The organism is Streptomyces albidoflavus (assembly GCF_000719955.1).
In the GTDB taxonomy this organism is placed as follows: Bacteria; Actinomycetota; Actinomycetes; order Streptomycetales; family Streptomycetaceae; genus Streptomyces; species Streptomyces albidoflavus.
Genome location: NZ_JOII01000003.1, coordinates 222475 through 237120 on the forward strand (window position 1 = coordinate 222475; position 14646 = coordinate 237120).

The following is a 14646-nucleotide window of genomic DNA, read 5'->3' on the forward strand; positions in this document are numbered from 1 at the left end:
AGCCATGACCTCCGCCCCGGACCCCCAGGCCCCGGACGCCGCGCCGAGCGGCCGGCCGCCCCGCCGCCACGGCGCCGACCTGACGCGGGCGATCCACCTGGCGACCCTGGCCGAGCTGGCCGACACGAGCCTGGAGGAGCTGAGCTTCGAGCGGATCGCGGCCCGCGCCGGTGCCGGCAAGGCCTCGCTCTACCGCCGCTGGAGCACCCCGGCCGGACTGCTCCTCGAAGCCCTCACCGACCCCGTCTCCGGCTTCGGCGACCCCCCGCCCCAGCCCCGTACCGGATCGCTGCGCACCGACCTCGTCCGGCTGCTCGGCGCCTTCGCCGACGCCCTGGACCGCCCGCACGGCCGCGCCCTGCGTCCGCTGCTCGCCCAGCGCGCCCGCCACCCCGAGCTGTACGCGGAGGTGTACCGGCGGGTCGTCCTGCCCCACAAGGAGATCCTGCTGGGCGTCCTGGGCGCTGCCGTCGAGCGGGGCGAGGCCGGTCCCGGGGCCCTCGGCGTCCGGACCGCCGCCACCGCGCCCCGCCTGGTGATCGCGGCCCACATGGAGCACGGCACGGTCCCGCGGGACGAGGTGGAGGCGCTCGTCGACGAGGTGCTGATGCCGCTCTTCACGGCCGGGGGAGGGGGGAACGTGCCGGGCCCGGAGGAGAGGAGCACGATGGGAGCATGAGGTTCATCAAGAAGCGCCATTCCTGTGTCCGGCTGGAGAAGGAGTCGGGCACGCTCGTCATCGACCCGGGCGGTTTCACCGAGCCCGACGCGGCCCTCGGCGCCGACGCCCTGCTGGTCACCCACGAGCACCCGGACCACTTCGACGAGGGCCGCCTGCGCGCCGCCCTGGAGGCCAATCCGGCGGCCCAGCTGTGGACCCTCGCCTCGGTGGCCGGGCCCATGGCCGCCGCCTTCCCCGGCCGGGTCCACACCGTGGGCCACGGCGACACCTTCACCGCCGCCGGGTTCGACGTCGAGGTCCACGGCGAGCTGCACGCCGTCATCCACCCGGACATCCCGCGCGTCACCAACGTCGGCTACCTGGTCGACGGCGAGGTCTTCCACCCCGGCGACGCGCTGACCGTCCCCGACCGGCCCGTGGAAACCCTGCTGCTGCCCGTCATGGCCCCCTGGAACAAGCTCTCCGAGGTCGTCGACTACGTCCGCGAGGTCCGCCCGACGCGCGCCTACGACATCCACGACGCCCTCCTCACCGACCTGGCCCTCCCGGTCTACGAGCGGCAGATCGGCGCGCTGGCCGGCACCGACCACCACCACCTGGGCCCCGGCACGTTCACCGAGGTCTGACGGGCGTTGTCGGCGGGGTCGGTTAGGTTGTCAGGCATGCGCATCGCCACCTGGAACGTCAACTCGATCACCGCGCGCCTCCCGAGGCTGCTGGCCTGGCTGGAGAGCAGCGGCACGGACGTGCTGTGCATCCAGGAGACCAAGACCACCGAGGAAGCCTTCCCCGCCGACGCCCTCGCCGAGCTGGGATACGAGAGCGCGGTCCGCGCCACCGGCCGGTGGAACGGCGTCGCGATCGTCTCCCGCGCGGGCCTCGACGACGTCGTCGGCGGCCTGCCCGGCGGCCCCGAGTACGACGGCGTGGAGGAGCCCCGGGCGATCTCCGCCACCTGCGGCCCGGTCCGCGTCTGGTCGGTCTACGTGCCGAACGGCCGCGAGGTCGGCCACCCCCACTTCGCCTACAAGCTCCAGTGGCTCAAGGCCCTGCGGGACGCCGTCGCCGACGACGCGGCGGGCGGTCGCCCCTTCGCCGTCCTCGGCGACTACAACATCGCCCCCCACGACACCGACGTCTGGGACCCCACCGCCTTCATCGGCGCCACCCACGTCACCCCCGAGGAGCGCGAGGCCCTCGCCGCCCTGCGCGCCACGGGGCTGGACGACGTGGTCCCGCGCCCCCTCAAGTACGACCAGCCGTTCACCTACTGGGACTACCGCCAGCTCGGCTTCCCGAAGAACCGCGGCATGCGCATCGACCTCGTCTACGGCAACGACCCGTTCCGTGCGGCCGTCTCCGACGCCTACGTCGACCGCGAGGAGCGCAAGGGCAAGGGCGCCTCCGACCACGCCCCCGTCGTCACCGACCTCACCGTCTGAGCCGCCGGGGCGCTCACCGCGTGCGCCCCCGCCGCCCGTCCAGCACGGTCAGGTCGACGGCGTCGGCCAGCGCCTGGAGCCCCGCCTCGCCCGGGTGCAGGTGGTCGCCGCTGTCGTAGGCGGGGAGCATCCGCGCCGGGCGGTCGGGGTCGCGCAGGACGCGGTCGAAGTCGAGGACGGCGTCGAAGGAGTCCCGGTCGGCGCGGAGCGCCCGGTTGATCTCGGTCCGCTCGGCGTCGACGGCGGGGGTGCACCGCGACTCGCCCTCGCACGGCGCGAGCGTGGTCACCACGGCCCGTACGCCCCGGGCGCGCGCCCGTTCGGCCAGCTGCCGCAGCCCGTCGACGACCTCGTCGGCGCGCGCACCCCACCGGACGTCGTTTATACCCTCGAAGAGGACGACGGTCCGCACCGAGGTCTGCGAGAGCAGGTCCCGGTCCAGCCGGTGGAGGGCGCTGACGCCGCCGGTGTCGCTGGAGACGCCGTCGCCCGGATAGCGGTCGCTGAGCACGCGGTTGGCGGAGATGCCCTGGTTGAGCACGCCGTAGCGTGGCACGCGGTCCTGGTCGCGCAGCCGCCGGGCGAGCGCGTCGGTCCACCGCTTGTTGGCGCCCTCGGTGGTGCCGACCCCCTCGGTGATGGAGTCCCCGAGCACCACCACCGACCCCGGCCCGCCGCTCACGTCGACCCCGGTCAGCAGCGGCCAGGTCCCCACCGTCCCGGTGTACGCGGCGCCGTCGGCGTCGGCCGCGTGGTCGCCCGGGGTGCTCAGGTACGACTTCTGTACCGCCTTGTCGTGCAGCGGGACGGAGGGCACGGCGCCCGGCAGATGCAGGCTCACCAGCAGATCGGCGCCCTCCTCCACGGCGAGCCCGACCGGGTCGCTGACCGCCTCTGCCCCGGCGGGCAGCACCGTCGACTCCTGCCCGCCGAAGGTCAGCGGCACGGGCGTCGACCGGGGTTCCGCGCCCTCGGCGCGGACGGCCACGGTGGCGCTGCCCACCCGCACCGGCGTCCCCGCGAAGGTGTTGGAGAGCCGCACCCGCGCCGTCGGCCCGGACTTGGTGGGGTTGACCACCAGCCGCAGCGTCTGGTCACGCCACGGCCCGACCTCCGGCAGCCCCGCGGTCGACGCCGACCAGCTCCCCGTCCAGCCCTCCGCCGCCGGACGGACCCGCAGGTCGAAGACGTGGAGCGAGCGGCCCAGCCCCCGCACGTGCGGCAGCCGTACCGACTCCACGGTGCGGCCCGCGTCCAGCGGCACCGTCACCACGTACAGCCGGGGGGGGTCCGCGACGCGGCCCTCGCGGCTGTTGAGGTACGGCAGGGCGACGGCCTTGGTGGCGAGTGGGCCGGTGCGCCAGTCGGGGGCGGTCAGCCGGTAGCGGCTGTGGCCGCCGTCGCGGTAGTGGACGGTGCCGATGCCGGTCGCCTCGCCGCCCGTTCCGGCGACCAGGAAGGTGAGCGCGTCTCCGCGCCCCTCGACGGCCACCCGCTGCCCGTGGGCGCGCACGTTGTCGGGTCTGCCGGGTCTGGAGACCGGCCAGTCGAGCCGGGTGCCCTCCACGGCGGGGCGGGCGCCGATCTGCCAGCCGGCGGCGCGCAGCGCGGCGGCCGGCAGGGAGCGGCCCTGCCCGTCGAAGTCGGCGGCGCCCGGCCGGCCGTCCTCGCTGACCGCCCGGTTGTCGTACAGCTCGCGCAGTGGCCGCGGCTCCCGTTCCTCGGCCGCGCCCGCAGAGGTCAGCGAGGCCGCGCTGGTGATCAGGGCCAGAACGAGGGCGGGCCCCCACAGCTGTCGGCGCACGGGCGCCCCCTTCTTCGGTCGTCTGTCCTCGGTCGTCCTGGCGGGCCGCACGACCGACGCGTCGCGGCCCGCCGCCGACACGATGGTGCCGGTCGGCGGGGCCGGTGCCGTGGTGCCGGGGGTCTTCGGTGCGTCGGACGGGGCGGCGGAAGGTCCGGACCACGGTAGAAACGCCGCTGAGGGAGCGTCAACGGCGCCTCGGCCGACGGGACGTGAACAGGCACCGAACAGGCCATGTCCGGTTCCGGGCCGCGCGCCTGTGGCCTCCCGGCGTCCGGCGGTGCCACGCTGGACGGCATGCACATCCCCTTCCTGGACAAGTGGCGCGAACGGCAGAGCGGACCGGGACGCTCGGCCGCCGCCGTCTTCGAGGACCACCCGGACGCCGCCGCCGACCTCTTCGCCGAGTGCGAACTGCTGCGCTCGCACGCGCAGGTGGCCGGGCTGGAGCTGGACGACACCCCGGCCTCGCTGGCAGCCCTCGACCAGTTGCTGCCGCGCTGGCGCGACGACCCCGAGGTGCTGCCCTGGCTCGGCAACGACGCCGGGCTGTACCTGGGCACCGTCGTGGTGCGGACCGTGCCCGGCGCCCGCTGGCACGTCTGGCCGGGCGGCCGTGTGGTGGTCCGGCTGCCCTCCGGCCGCGAACTGCACGTCGTCGAGGCCGGTGTCGAGTGGGCCGTGCACGGCGCGCCCGAGCTGTCCCAGATGTACGCCGAGATCTCCGAGGGCTGACCTCCCGCCGCCCCGGCCGCGCCCGCCGGTACCGCCGGCCGGCGGTGCGAGGATGGGCAAATACGGTTAATCCCGCCCTGTGCGTGTCGTTTGTCCGGCCCTGAGAGGCGCTGGATAGTTTGCGCGGACCGACACCGCTGGAAGTGGGTAGAGCTGGGCATGGCTGTCGATCCGTTGATCGAGTTGCACGACGTGAACAAGTACTACGGCGACCTGCACGTCCTGAAGGACATCAACCTCACCGTCGGCCGCGGAGAGGTCGTCGTCGTCATCGGCCCCTCGGGGTCGGGAAAGTCCACCCTCTGCCGCACCGTCAACCGGCTGGAGACCATCCAGTCCGGCACCATCCGGCTGGACGGGCAGCCGCTGCCGGAGGAGGGCAAGGCGCTCGCCGGGCTCCGCGCCGAGGTGGGCATGGTCTTCCAGGCGTTCAACCTCTTCGCCCACAAGACGGTGCTCCAGAACGTCTCGCTGGCCCAGATGAAGGTCCGCTCCCGCAAACGGCCCGAGGCCGACCGGCGCTCGCGTGAACTCCTGGAGCGCGTCGGCCTCGCCGAGCACGCCGACAAGCTCCCCGCCCAGCTCTCCGGCGGGCAGCAGCAGCGGGTGGCCATCGCCCGCGCGCTGGCGATGGACCCCAAGGCACTCCTCTTCGACGAGCCGACCTCCGCGCTCGACCCGGAGATGATCACCGAGGTGCTGGAGGTGATGCAGCAGCTCGCCCGGGAGGGGATGACCATGGTGGTCGTCACCCACGAGATGGGTTTCGCCCGTTCCGCCGCCAACCGCGTCGTCTTCATGGACGGCGGGCGGATCGTCGAGGACCGCACCCCCGAGGACTTCTTCAGCAACCCGGAGAGCGACCGGGCCAAGGACTTCCTCTCCAAGATCCTCAAGCACTGAGGGGGCGACGCCATGACGCACACCGATCCCCACCGCCGGCCCGGCCGCGCCGTCCGCCTGCCGGTCCTCGCGCTGCTGGTCCTCCTCGCGCTGGTCGCCGCCTGCGGCAAGGAGGGCAGCCCGCCGGTCAAGGGCCCCCGCGCCGACCAGCTCCCCGACTACCGCGTCGACACCGGCTTCAGCCTCCCCGAGTCACCGACCTGGCGTAAGGCCAAGGCCCGCGGCGCCCTGGTCGTCGGCGCCAAGGAGGACCAGCCGTACCTGGGCGAGAAGGACCCGGCCGGCGGCGGTTACACCGGCTTCGACATCGAGATCGCCAAGATGGTCGGCGCCCACCTCGGCTTCGCCGAGAACCGCGTCCGCTTCACCACCATCGCCTCCGCCAACCGCGAGACCGCCCTCCAGAACGGCCAGATCGACTACTACGTGGGCACCTACACCATCAACGACAACCGCAAGCGGCTCGTCGGGTTCGCCGGTCCCTACTACGTCGCCGGGCAGGGCCTGCTGGTCCGCACCGACGAGGAGGACATCAAGGGCCCCGAGGACCTCGACGGCAAGCGCGTCTGCTCCGCCGCCGGCTCCACGCCGTACCAGCGGATGCAGGAGGAGTACCCGAAGGCCGTGCTCGTCTCCTACGACACCTACTCGATCTGCGTGGACAACCTGCTGACCTACCAGGTCGACGCCGTCACCACCGACGACGCCATCCTGCTGGGCTACGCCGCCAAGGTCCCCGAGGAACTGAAGGTCGTCGGCAAGCCCTTCTCCGAGGAGCCGTACGGCATCGGGGTGCTGCGCTCGGACAACGCGCTGCGCCTCGCCATCGACGACGCCCTGGAGGAGGGGGAGCGCAAGGGCTACTGGAAGGCGGCGTACGACGCGACGCTCGGCCTCTCCGGAGTCCCCGCGCCGAAGCCGCCCGCCATCGACCGCTACGCGGCCGGCTGAGGAGGGGAGCGCCCGTGAACGTCCTGACCGACAACTTCTCCACCTACGGCAAAGGGTTCCTCGGCACCGTCGAACTCACCGTCTACGCTTCGCTGCTGGCCCTCGCCCTCGGCTTCCTGATGGCCTCCTTCCGGGTGGCGCCCGTCGCCTCGCTGCGCTTCTTCGGCACGGCCTGGGTCACCGTGCTGCGCAACACCCCGCTGACCCTGCTGTTCTTCGCCGTCCTGCTCGGCCTGCCGCGCTTCGGCCTCGTCCTTCCCTTCCAGCTCTTCGCGGTGCTGGCGCTGGGGTGCTACACCTCGGCCTTCATCTGCGAGGCGCTGCGCTCGGGCATCAACACCGTGCCGCGCGGCCAGGGCGAGGCGGCCCGCAGCCTCGGGATGACCTTCGGCCAGACCCTCTCCGCCGTGGTGCTGCCGCAGGCGTTCCGGTCGGTGATCGCGCCGGTCGGCTCGACGCTGATCGCGCTGGCCAAGAACTCCGCCATCGCCGGGGCGTTCAGCGTCACCGAACTCCTCGGCACCTACCGCACCCTCAGCGAGCTGGGCTACAACATCATCTGGACCTTCGTCTGGATCGCGCTCGGCTACCTCATCATCACCCTCACCATCAGCGCCCTGTTCCACCTCATGGAGAAGCGCTGGGGAGTCGCCCGATGACCGCCACGTCCGAACAGGAGCCCTCGGCTCTCTACGACGTCCCCGGGCCCAAGGCCCGCAAGCGCCACCGGATCTTCGGTGTCCTCGCCACCCTGGCGATCGCCGCGATCCTCGGCTGGATCCTGTACCTGCTCTTCGACACCGACCAGTTCACCACCGCCAAGTGGCGCCCCTTCGCCTACACCGGCATCCAGGAACTGCTGCTGCGGGGACTGGGCAACACCCTCAAGGCGTTCGCGTACGCCTCGGTGCTCTCCCTCGTCCTCGGCGGGGTGCTCGCCGTCGGGCGGCTCTCCGACCACCGCCCGGTGCGCTGGGTGGCGACGGTGATCGTGGAGTTCTTCCGGGCCATGCCGGTGCTGGTGATGATCTTCTTCGTCTTCGTCGCGCTCCAGGTGCAGGCGCTGCCCGCCCTGGTCACCGGCCTGACCCTGTACAACGGCTCGGTCCTCGCCGAGGTCTTCCGCTCCGGCGTCAACTCCGTCGACAAGGGCCAGCGGGAGGCCGCCTACGCGCTGGGCATGCGCAAGACCCAGGTCATGGTGCAGGTCCTCGCCCCGCAGGCGCTGCGCGCCATGCTGCCCGCCATCATCAGCCAGTTGGTGGTGGCACTGAAGGACACCTCGCTCGGCTACCTCATCACCTACGAGGAGTTCCTCCACGCCGGAAAGCTCATCGCCTCCAACCTCGACTACGATTTGCCCTTCATCCCCGTGGTGATGGTGATCTCGCCGATCTACATCGGGATGTGCATGCTGCTCTCGTGGTTCGCCCAGTGGGTGTCCCGCAGACAGCGCCGCGATCCGAAGGCGAAGGCGGCCGCCGTCACCCGGGCCGAACCGGGAGGGCTGCTGCCGGGCGAACGGTAGCGGGCCGACCCGGGGCACAGCGCCCCTGGCCTGCCCGGCAGCAGCCGGAGATCACTTCTCGCGGACCGGGACCGACACGTGACCCGGGTCGTCCGCAGGCGAGGAGAAGGTCAGCTGCGCGCCGGACGGGTTGTGCTCGATGTACAGCGGGTCGACGGTGTCCACGACGACAGCGAGCCGGTGACCGGCCGGTACGTCGTAGGCCGTGGAGTACAGCTCCAGGTCCACGGCGAACGGCCGGCCCGGCTCGCGGTCGTGGAAGGTGTACGGGGCGTGCGTGACCAGCTTGCCGACGCCCAGCGGGCCCACGTCGTACAGGTAGGCCACGAAGGTGCCGCTGCTCTTCGTCGGCGTCACCGTGGTGTGCACCTCGGGGGTGCCGCGCACGGCCGCCCCGCCGCTGTACCGCTCGGACTGCCAGACGGCCGCGTACCGGCGGGGGAGCAGCGGCATCGACGCCATCGGGGGTGTGCGGATCAGCTGGTCGAGGGCGTTGGTGAGGAAGATGATGCCGCCGTTGGCGCCGGAGTCGACGTTGGCGCGGATGGTGTGGGTGCCGGCCAGGTCGATCTTGCGGCTGTCGGCGCCGACCGACTTCCAGTCCGGGTAGCTCTCGTAGGCGCCGGTGGAGCGGGACTTGATACGGACCGGCTGCTCGCGGTCGACGCCGTTCTCCTCGCCCTTGAGGTGGTGGTCGAACCAGCGGCGGGCGGAGGTCCAGGTGTCGTTGGGCAGGCCGAGCAGCCCGGTCGCCTCCGAGGTCGCGTGGTCGCCCGGGCGGAACTCCAGCCGCTTGGGGCCGGTCAGCTTCTCGTAGAAGTCGGCGTACTGGTTGGGCGGGAAGAGGCTGTCGCCCCAGGCGTTGCCGAGCATCACGGCGGTGCCGTTGGCGTTCAGCGCGTCGAGGTGGGTGGCGGGGGAGCGCTTCTTCCCCCAGTCGATCATCTGCTGCTCCTTGTCGAGGTTGGAGCCGATGAAGTCGCCCAGGATCTGCTGCAGTTCGGCGCTCGGGCGGCCGGTGATCAGGCCGGAGCCGCCGAGCAGCAGGGCGGCCTGGAGGTGCTGGGTGCGGCCGCTGTAGATGGAGTCGATGAGGTCGGCCCAGCCGCTGAGCGCCGCGACCGTCTTGATCCGCGGGTCGTGGGCGGCGGCGAGCAGGCTGATCCCGGCGCCGTAGGAGACCCCGGCCATGCCCACCCGCTCCGGGTCGGCGGGGGTGTTGGCGAGGGCCCAGTCGATGACGGCGGAGGCGTCGGCGATGTCCGGCGGACCGGCCACCTCGATCTCGCCGCCGGACTGCCAGAAGCCGCGGGAGTTGTAACTGACCACCACGTAGCCGGAGTCGGCGAGCTGGGTGGCCTGGGCCAGGTACTCGATCTGGGGGACCGCCCAGCTGGTGGGCAGCACGATCACCGGATGGCGGTCGCCGGCGGCGGAGCCGGCGGGCGTCACCACGTTGGCCTTGAGGACGGTGCCGTCGGTGCTGGTGATGTCGACGAAGCGGATGCCCGAGGCCGAGGCGCCGGCCTGGGCCTTCGCCGGGCCGTCGGGGGCCGCGTGGGCGGGGGCGGAGAGCGTACCGACGGCGAGCGCGGCGGTCAGCGCGCAGGCCGCGGTGGTGGTGAGGGCGGGACGGGGGCGTCTCATGGGTCACTCCTCGCTGCGGGCAGGGCAAGTGACCCGACGGTAAGCGGAATGACTTACCGGCGGTAACCGGCGGGTAGGTTACGCGCCAGTAACGATTGTGGGCCGCCCGGCCCCCGCGCCTACTTGGCCCGGTGCGAACTGCGTGCGGCGGGGACCGGGGCCGGCTCCTGCGCCGCCTTCGTCACGTCCGCCACCAGCTCCACCACGTCCGAGCCGTACGCCGCCGAGTTGACCACCTTCAGCAGCAGGACGAAGGTGCCCGTGCCGTACTTGCGCGCCAGCTTCTCGTGGTGCCGGGCCAGGTAGCGGGTCGCCGCCTGCGGCGTGATCGGGCGCTGCCCGCAGAACAGGAAGACCGGACGCCCGCCCTGGCCGCCCGTCAGCCGCGCCAGCAGCACGTGCTCGCCCACGCCCTGCTCCATCCGGTACCGCTCCCCGCCGATGAGGAACGCCCCCCGGTCGGGCCCGGGCTCGGGCTCGGTGTTGATCCGCACGCCCGGCAGGAGGGAGGTGAGGTGGGCGGCCATCCGGCGATTCGACGAGGGATGGCCGACGCAGAACTCGGTGCGCTCGCCGAACCCCTGCTGCGCCGTGTCGTGGGTGACGATCTGGGTGTGCGCCCTGCACTGCTTCACCAGCGCCGCCAGTTCCAGCAGGGCGAACATGTCGGGCCGCGAGACCACCGGCTCCGGCCCGCCCCCGTCCCGGCCGACCACCAGAAGGGACTCCGAGTGGTCCGGCAGGCCGAGGAACGCCTGCCGACGGCGGAGCCGCCGCTTCGACCACTGGGCACGGGCCAGCCAGCCGGCCACCACGCACACCACCGCGCCGAGAACACCGAGGAGGAGGGAGAGCTGTTCTGCTGTCATGGGCGCGCATGGTAGTGCCTCGAACGGGTGTTGCAGCACCGGCGGCTCGTACACTCACGACGATGGAGGACCGATCGGTCACCGGGGCCGGTGCCCGTCCGGCGCCCGCCCTGAGGCAGTACGTCGAGTCGTACGTCGGGTTCGACCTGCGCGGACTTCCGGCGGGGGTGCACTGCGGCCCGCCGGGGCGCGCGCTCACCGTGGTGATCAGCCTGTCGGACGACCCGTTGGGGGTGGCGGCGGGCGTGGACGACGGGTCGCCGGTCACGCGGTTCGGCAGCGTCGCCGGAGGGCTGATGTGCCGGTCCGTCGCGATTCACCACGACGGGCGCCATCGAGGGGTTCTGGTGGCGCTCACGCCGCTCGGGGCCCGGGCCCTCTACGGCATGCCGGCCGCCGAACTCGCCCGCCGGCTGGTCCCTCTCGACGAACTGCTCGGCGCGCTTGCCGTCGAGCTGTCCGACCGGCTCCGGGCGGCGAGCACCTGGGCGGCGCGGTTCGCCGTGCTGGACGAACTGCTCCTCCGGGCCGTCGTCCGTGGCTCCCAGGGCGACCACGGGCACGGGGTGCGCCCGGAGGTGGCCCAGGCGTGGCGCCTGCTCGTCGCCGCGCGGGGCGGCGTCCAGGTCGGTGCCCTCGCCGGGGAACTCGGCTGGAGCCGCCGGTATCTCACCGAGCGGTTCCGCGGTGAGCTGGGGCTGTCCCCGAAGACCTTCGCCCGGGTCCTGCGGTTCGCGCACGCGCACGAACTGGCGGTGGTCGGGGACCCGTTGCCGTGGGGCGAGGTGGCAGTCGTCTCCGGCTACGCCGACCAGGCCCATCTCGTGCGGGAGTGGCGCGAGTTCACCGGCCGGTCACCGACGGCCTGGCGGCGCGGCGAAGTCCTCCTCGGAGCCGGTTAGCCGCCGGCCGTCCGCCCCTCGCGCCGGCTGCTGTTCCCTTTTCTTCAAGACCGCTTCCACGCGCTGCCGGACGATCGTCGGCATGAGACTCGTCGAGCACCAAGCCGAAGCCCTGGACCTGCGGACCACCCCCGTGCACCTCGGACGGGGGTCGAGGGCGCGCCCCGTCGAGGGCTTCGCCTGGGACCCGGAGGTGCTCCAGGCGTACACGGCCGCCGTCGCGGCGGACGGCGCCGAGGGCCGGATGGTGATGATCTTCGACGGCGAGGGGCCCGGCGACCACTGGGAGAGCCACCCCGCCGGGGACGAACTGGTCGTCTGCCTCACCGGCTCCGTGACGGTCACGCGCGAGGTGGACGGGGTCTCCGACCGGGTGGTGCTCGGGCCGGGCGAGGCCACCGTCAACCCGGCCGGGGTGTGGCACGCGGTCGACATGGAGGGGCCGGCGTCTCTCCTGTCGGTCACGGCGACCCTCGGCACGGATCACCGTCCCCGGAGCGGCACGCGCCCGGCCGGGGACCTCGGCACCACCAGCCCGGAGGAGGGGGCGTGACGACACGTGTCGCGTGCCTCGGCGACATCCTCACCCGCGCGCAGCTCAGCGTCGACTACCTGGATCTTCTCGAACGCCGCCGCCCTCCCGGGGACGTGCGGCTCGCCCGCTTCGGCGTCAACGGCGACTTCGCCCACAATCTCCTGCGGCGTCTGGACGCCGTCGTCGCGGACCCGCCCGAGGTGATCACCGTGCTGATCGGGACCAACGACGCCCGGGCGAGCCTCGCCGGCTACCCGGTCGAGCAGGTCATGCAGCGCAAACGGCTCCCCGAGCGCCCGTCGGCGGGCTGGTTCCAGCAGTGCCTGGGAGCCGTCGTCGCCCGGCTGCGGGCCGAGACCGACGCGAGGATCGGTCTGCTGTCGCTCCCCGTGCTCGGCCAGCAGCTCGACGGACCGGCGGCGCGGGCATCGCTGGCGTACAGCCGCCTGATCGCCGAGGTTGCCGCCGCCGAGAAGGTGGCCTGCCTTCCGCTCCACGAACGCCAGACGGAGGAACTGCGCCGGGCCGACGCGCCGCAGGTTGCCTACCGGGAGGCGACGCCGGCAGCCGGTGTCGGCGTACTCCTCCAGCGCGCCGTGCTGCGCCGCGGCCTCGACACGATCTCGCGGCGGCGCGGTCTCCTGTTCACGACCGACCACATCCACCAGAACAGTCGTGGCGCCGCCCAGGTCGCCGAGGTCATCGACACCGGTCTGCTGACCCGGGGCGGGTAGCCGTCCCCGGCGAGCCGTCCCGCCCGGCCGAGGCGTCCTGGCCGGGCGGGACGGGTGAAGTTACGCTGCGCGGACGGCTGCTGACTGGAGGTAAGGAATGCGTCCGTCCCCCACGCGCAGGCTCTCGCTCTGCGCCCTCGCCGTGGCGATGCTCTCGGTGGGCGCCGCCGCGCCACCCGGTGAGAGGGCGCCCGAGCGGGCGGCGCCCGGCAAGTCCCCCGTCGCGGTGGGCCACGGCGGCGCCGTCTCCAGCGTCGACGAGGACGCCTCCGCCGCCGGGATCGAGGTGCTGCGCCGGGGCGGCAACGCCGTGGACGCGGCCGTCGCCACCGCCGCCGCGCTGGGCGTCACCGAGCCGTACTCCGCGGGCCTCGGCGGCGGCGGGTACGCCGTCCTCTACGACGCCCGCACCGGCACCGTCCAGACCGTCGACGGGCGGGAGACCGCGCCCCGAACCGCGGGACCCGACCTCTTCCTGGAGGACGGCAAGCCCATCCCCTTCGCCGAGGCCGTCACCAGCGGCCTCGGCGTCGGCACCCCGGGCACCCCCGCCACCTGGCGCACCCTGCTCGACCGCTGGGGCAGCAAACCCCTGGGCGAGCTGCTGAAACCGGCCGAGCGCCTCGCCCGCGACGGCTTCACCGTGGACGAGACCTTCCGCGCCCAGACCGCCGACAACCAGGCCCGGTTCGCCGACTTCCCCGCCAGCGCGAAGCTCTTCCTGCCCGGCGGGAAGCTCCCCGAGACGGGATCGACCTTCCGCAACCCCGACCTGGCCCGCACCTACGCGGAGCTGGGCCGCAAGGGCGTCGACGCCCTCTACCGGGGGCCGCTCGCCCGTGACATCGTGCGCACCGTCAACAAGCCGCCGGCCGACCCGGACGCCGACCGCGTCGTCCGCCCCGGCCGCCTCACCGAGGCCGACCTGGCCCGCTACCGCACCGAGCGGCACAAGCCGACCCGCACCCGCTACCGAGGCCTGGACATCGCCTCCATCGCCCCGTCCTCCTCCGGCGGCACCACCGTCGGCGAGGCGCTCAACATCCTGGAGTCCACCGACCTGAAGGCGGCCTCGCCGGAGCGCTACCTGCACCGGTTCATCGAGGCGAGCCGGATCGCCTTCGCCGACCGCAACCGCTGGGTCGGCGACCCCGCCTTCTCCGACGTGCCCACCGCCGGACTGCTCAGTCCCCGCTTCGCCGCCTCCCGCGCCTGCCTGATCCGCGACGACGCCGCCCTCACCAGCCCGCTGGCCCCCGGCGACCCCCGCGACCCGGCCGGCTGCCCCTCCGGCGGCACCCCCGCCCCCACCACCTACGAGGGCGAGAACACCACCCACCTGACCACCGCCGACCGCTGGGGCAACGTCGTCGCCTACACCTTGACGATCGAGCAGACCGGCGGCAGCGGCATCACCGTGCCCGGCCGGGGCTTCCTGCTCAACAACGAGCTGACCGACTTCTCCCTCACCCCCACCACCCCCGGCGTCCCCGACCCCAACCTGCCGGGCCCCGGCAAGCGCCCGCGCTCCTCCATCGCGCCCACCATCGTCCTGGACGGCGGGCGGCCGGTGCTCGCGCTCGGCTCACCCGGCGGGGCGACCATCATCACCACCGTGCTCCAGACCCTCACCGGCGTCGTCGACCGGGGCCTGCCCCTGGTCGACGCCATCGCCGCGCCCCGCGCCAGCCAGCGCAACGCGGCCGCCACCGAGATCGAGCCCGGCCTGTGGGACTCCCCGCTGCGGGCACGGCTGGAGAAGCTCGGCCACACCTTCCGGCAGAACCCCGAGATCGGCGCCGCCACCGCCGTACAGCGGCTCCCCGACGGCCGCTGGCTGGCCGCCGCCGAGACCGAGCGGCGTGGCGGCGGGTCCGCGATGGTGGTCCGGCCGGGCCGGCCCTGACCGTCCGG

General features: G+C 73.3%; 15 protein-coding genes. 12 read left to right on the forward strand and 3 right to left on the reverse strand.

Translation table 11 applies throughout. The annotated features are described in order from the left end of the window. Positions 1–4: 4 nt before the first annotated feature. The 3 genes from IF45_RS0104365 to IF45_RS0104375 are packed head-to-tail and all read left to right on the forward strand — an operon-like array spanning position 5 to position 2124. A complete protein-coding gene (locus IF45_RS0104365; protein WP_030305585.1) occupies positions 5–679 on the forward strand; it encodes a TetR/AcrR family transcriptional regulator in 675 nt (224 codons plus the stop codon). Then, the gene (locus tag IF45_RS0104370) at positions 676–1308 is read left to right on the forward strand and encodes an MBL fold metallo-hydrolase (RefSeq protein ID WP_003951846.1); all 633 of its coding nucleotides are present in this window, start codon (positions 676–678) and stop codon (positions 1306–1308) included. Before IF45_RS0104365 ends, IF45_RS0104370 begins: the two co-directional genes overlap by 4 nt. Before the next feature lie 36 nt (positions 1309–1344). After that, positions 1345–2124, forward strand: coding sequence for an exodeoxyribonuclease III (locus IF45_RS0104375; RefSeq protein ID WP_003951847.1), 780 nt, complete (start codon positions 1345–1347; stop codon positions 2122–2124). A gap of 13 nt (positions 2125–2137) precedes the next feature. Here the strand turns inward: IF45_RS0104375 and IF45_RS0104380 are convergent, their stop codons facing one another. Next, positions 2138–3928, reverse strand: coding sequence for an SGNH/GDSL hydrolase family protein (locus IF45_RS0104380; protein ID WP_030305588.1), 1791 nt, complete (start codon positions 3926–3928; stop codon positions 2138–2140). 297 nt (positions 3929–4225) lie between these two features. On the opposite strand from IF45_RS0104380, the gene IF45_RS0104385 reads away from it, so the two are divergent. The 5 genes from IF45_RS0104385 (at position 4226) to IF45_RS0104405 (ending at position 8045) form a co-directional block, all read left to right on the forward strand. Then, entirely contained in the window at positions 4226–4663 is a 438-nt protein-coding gene (locus tag IF45_RS0104385; protein ID WP_003951849.1) for a DUF6278 family protein, read from the forward strand. Positions 4664–4822: 159 nt separating this feature from the next. Further along, positions 4823–5566, forward strand: coding sequence for an amino acid ABC transporter ATP-binding protein (locus tag IF45_RS0104390; protein ID WP_003951850.1), 744 nt, complete (start codon positions 4823–4825; stop codon positions 5564–5566). Positions 5567–5578: 12 nt separating this feature from the next. Continuing rightward, complete coding sequence (locus IF45_RS0104395; RefSeq protein WP_008415974.1) at positions 5579–6517, forward strand: glutamate ABC transporter substrate-binding protein; 939 nt, start codon at positions 5579–5581, stop codon at positions 6515–6517. Positions 6518–6531: 14 nt separating this feature from the next. Beyond that, positions 6532–7176, forward strand: coding sequence for an amino acid ABC transporter permease (locus IF45_RS0104400; RefSeq protein ID WP_008415972.1), 645 nt, complete (start codon positions 6532–6534; stop codon positions 7174–7176). Beyond that, positions 7173–8045, forward strand: coding sequence for an amino acid ABC transporter permease (locus tag IF45_RS0104405; RefSeq protein ID WP_015506817.1), 873 nt, complete (start codon positions 7173–7175; stop codon positions 8043–8045). The genes IF45_RS0104400 and IF45_RS0104405 overlap by 4 nt, the downstream gene beginning before the upstream one ends. A gap of 51 nt (positions 8046–8096) precedes the next feature. Here IF45_RS0104405 and IF45_RS0104410 read toward each other — a convergent pair whose 3' ends face one another. After that, complete coding sequence (locus IF45_RS0104410) at positions 8097–9692, reverse strand: CocE/NonD family hydrolase (RefSeq protein ID WP_030305592.1); 1596 nt, start codon at positions 9690–9692, stop codon at positions 8097–8099. A 119-nt stretch (positions 9693–9811) separates the two neighbouring features. Further along, positions 9812–10561: a hypothetical protein gene (locus IF45_RS0104415; RefSeq protein WP_008415966.1), complete on the reverse strand. Its 750-nt coding sequence runs from the start codon at positions 10559–10561 to the stop codon at positions 9812–9814. A gap of 62 nt (positions 10562–10623) precedes the next feature. Between IF45_RS0104415 and IF45_RS0104420 the strand changes: the two genes are divergently transcribed. The 4 genes from IF45_RS0104420 to ggt all read left to right on the forward strand — a co-directional run bounded on the left by IF45_RS0104420 (position 10624) and on the right by ggt (position 14638). Further along, a complete protein-coding gene (locus IF45_RS0104420; protein WP_030305593.1) occupies positions 10624–11463 on the forward strand; it encodes a helix-turn-helix domain-containing protein in 840 nt (279 codons plus the stop codon). An 82-nt stretch (positions 11464–11545) separates the two neighbouring features. Then, positions 11546–12016 carry a cupin domain-containing protein gene (locus IF45_RS0104425; protein WP_030305595.1) on the forward strand — a complete coding sequence of 157 codons (471 nt, stop codon included), beginning with the start codon at positions 11546–11548 and terminating at the stop codon, positions 12014–12016. Further along, a complete protein-coding gene (locus IF45_RS0104430) occupies positions 12013–12732 on the forward strand; it encodes an SGNH/GDSL hydrolase family protein (RefSeq protein ID WP_030305597.1) in 720 nt (239 codons plus the stop codon). The genes IF45_RS0104425 and IF45_RS0104430 overlap by 4 nt, the downstream gene beginning before the upstream one ends. A gap of 97 nt (positions 12733–12829) precedes the next feature. Beyond that, positions 12830–14638 (forward strand): gamma-glutamyltransferase, encoded by a 1809-nt coding sequence (ggt, locus tag IF45_RS0104435; protein WP_030305599.1) that lies wholly within the window; start codon positions 12830–12832, stop codon positions 14636–14638. Positions 14639–14646 lie beyond the last annotated feature (8 nt).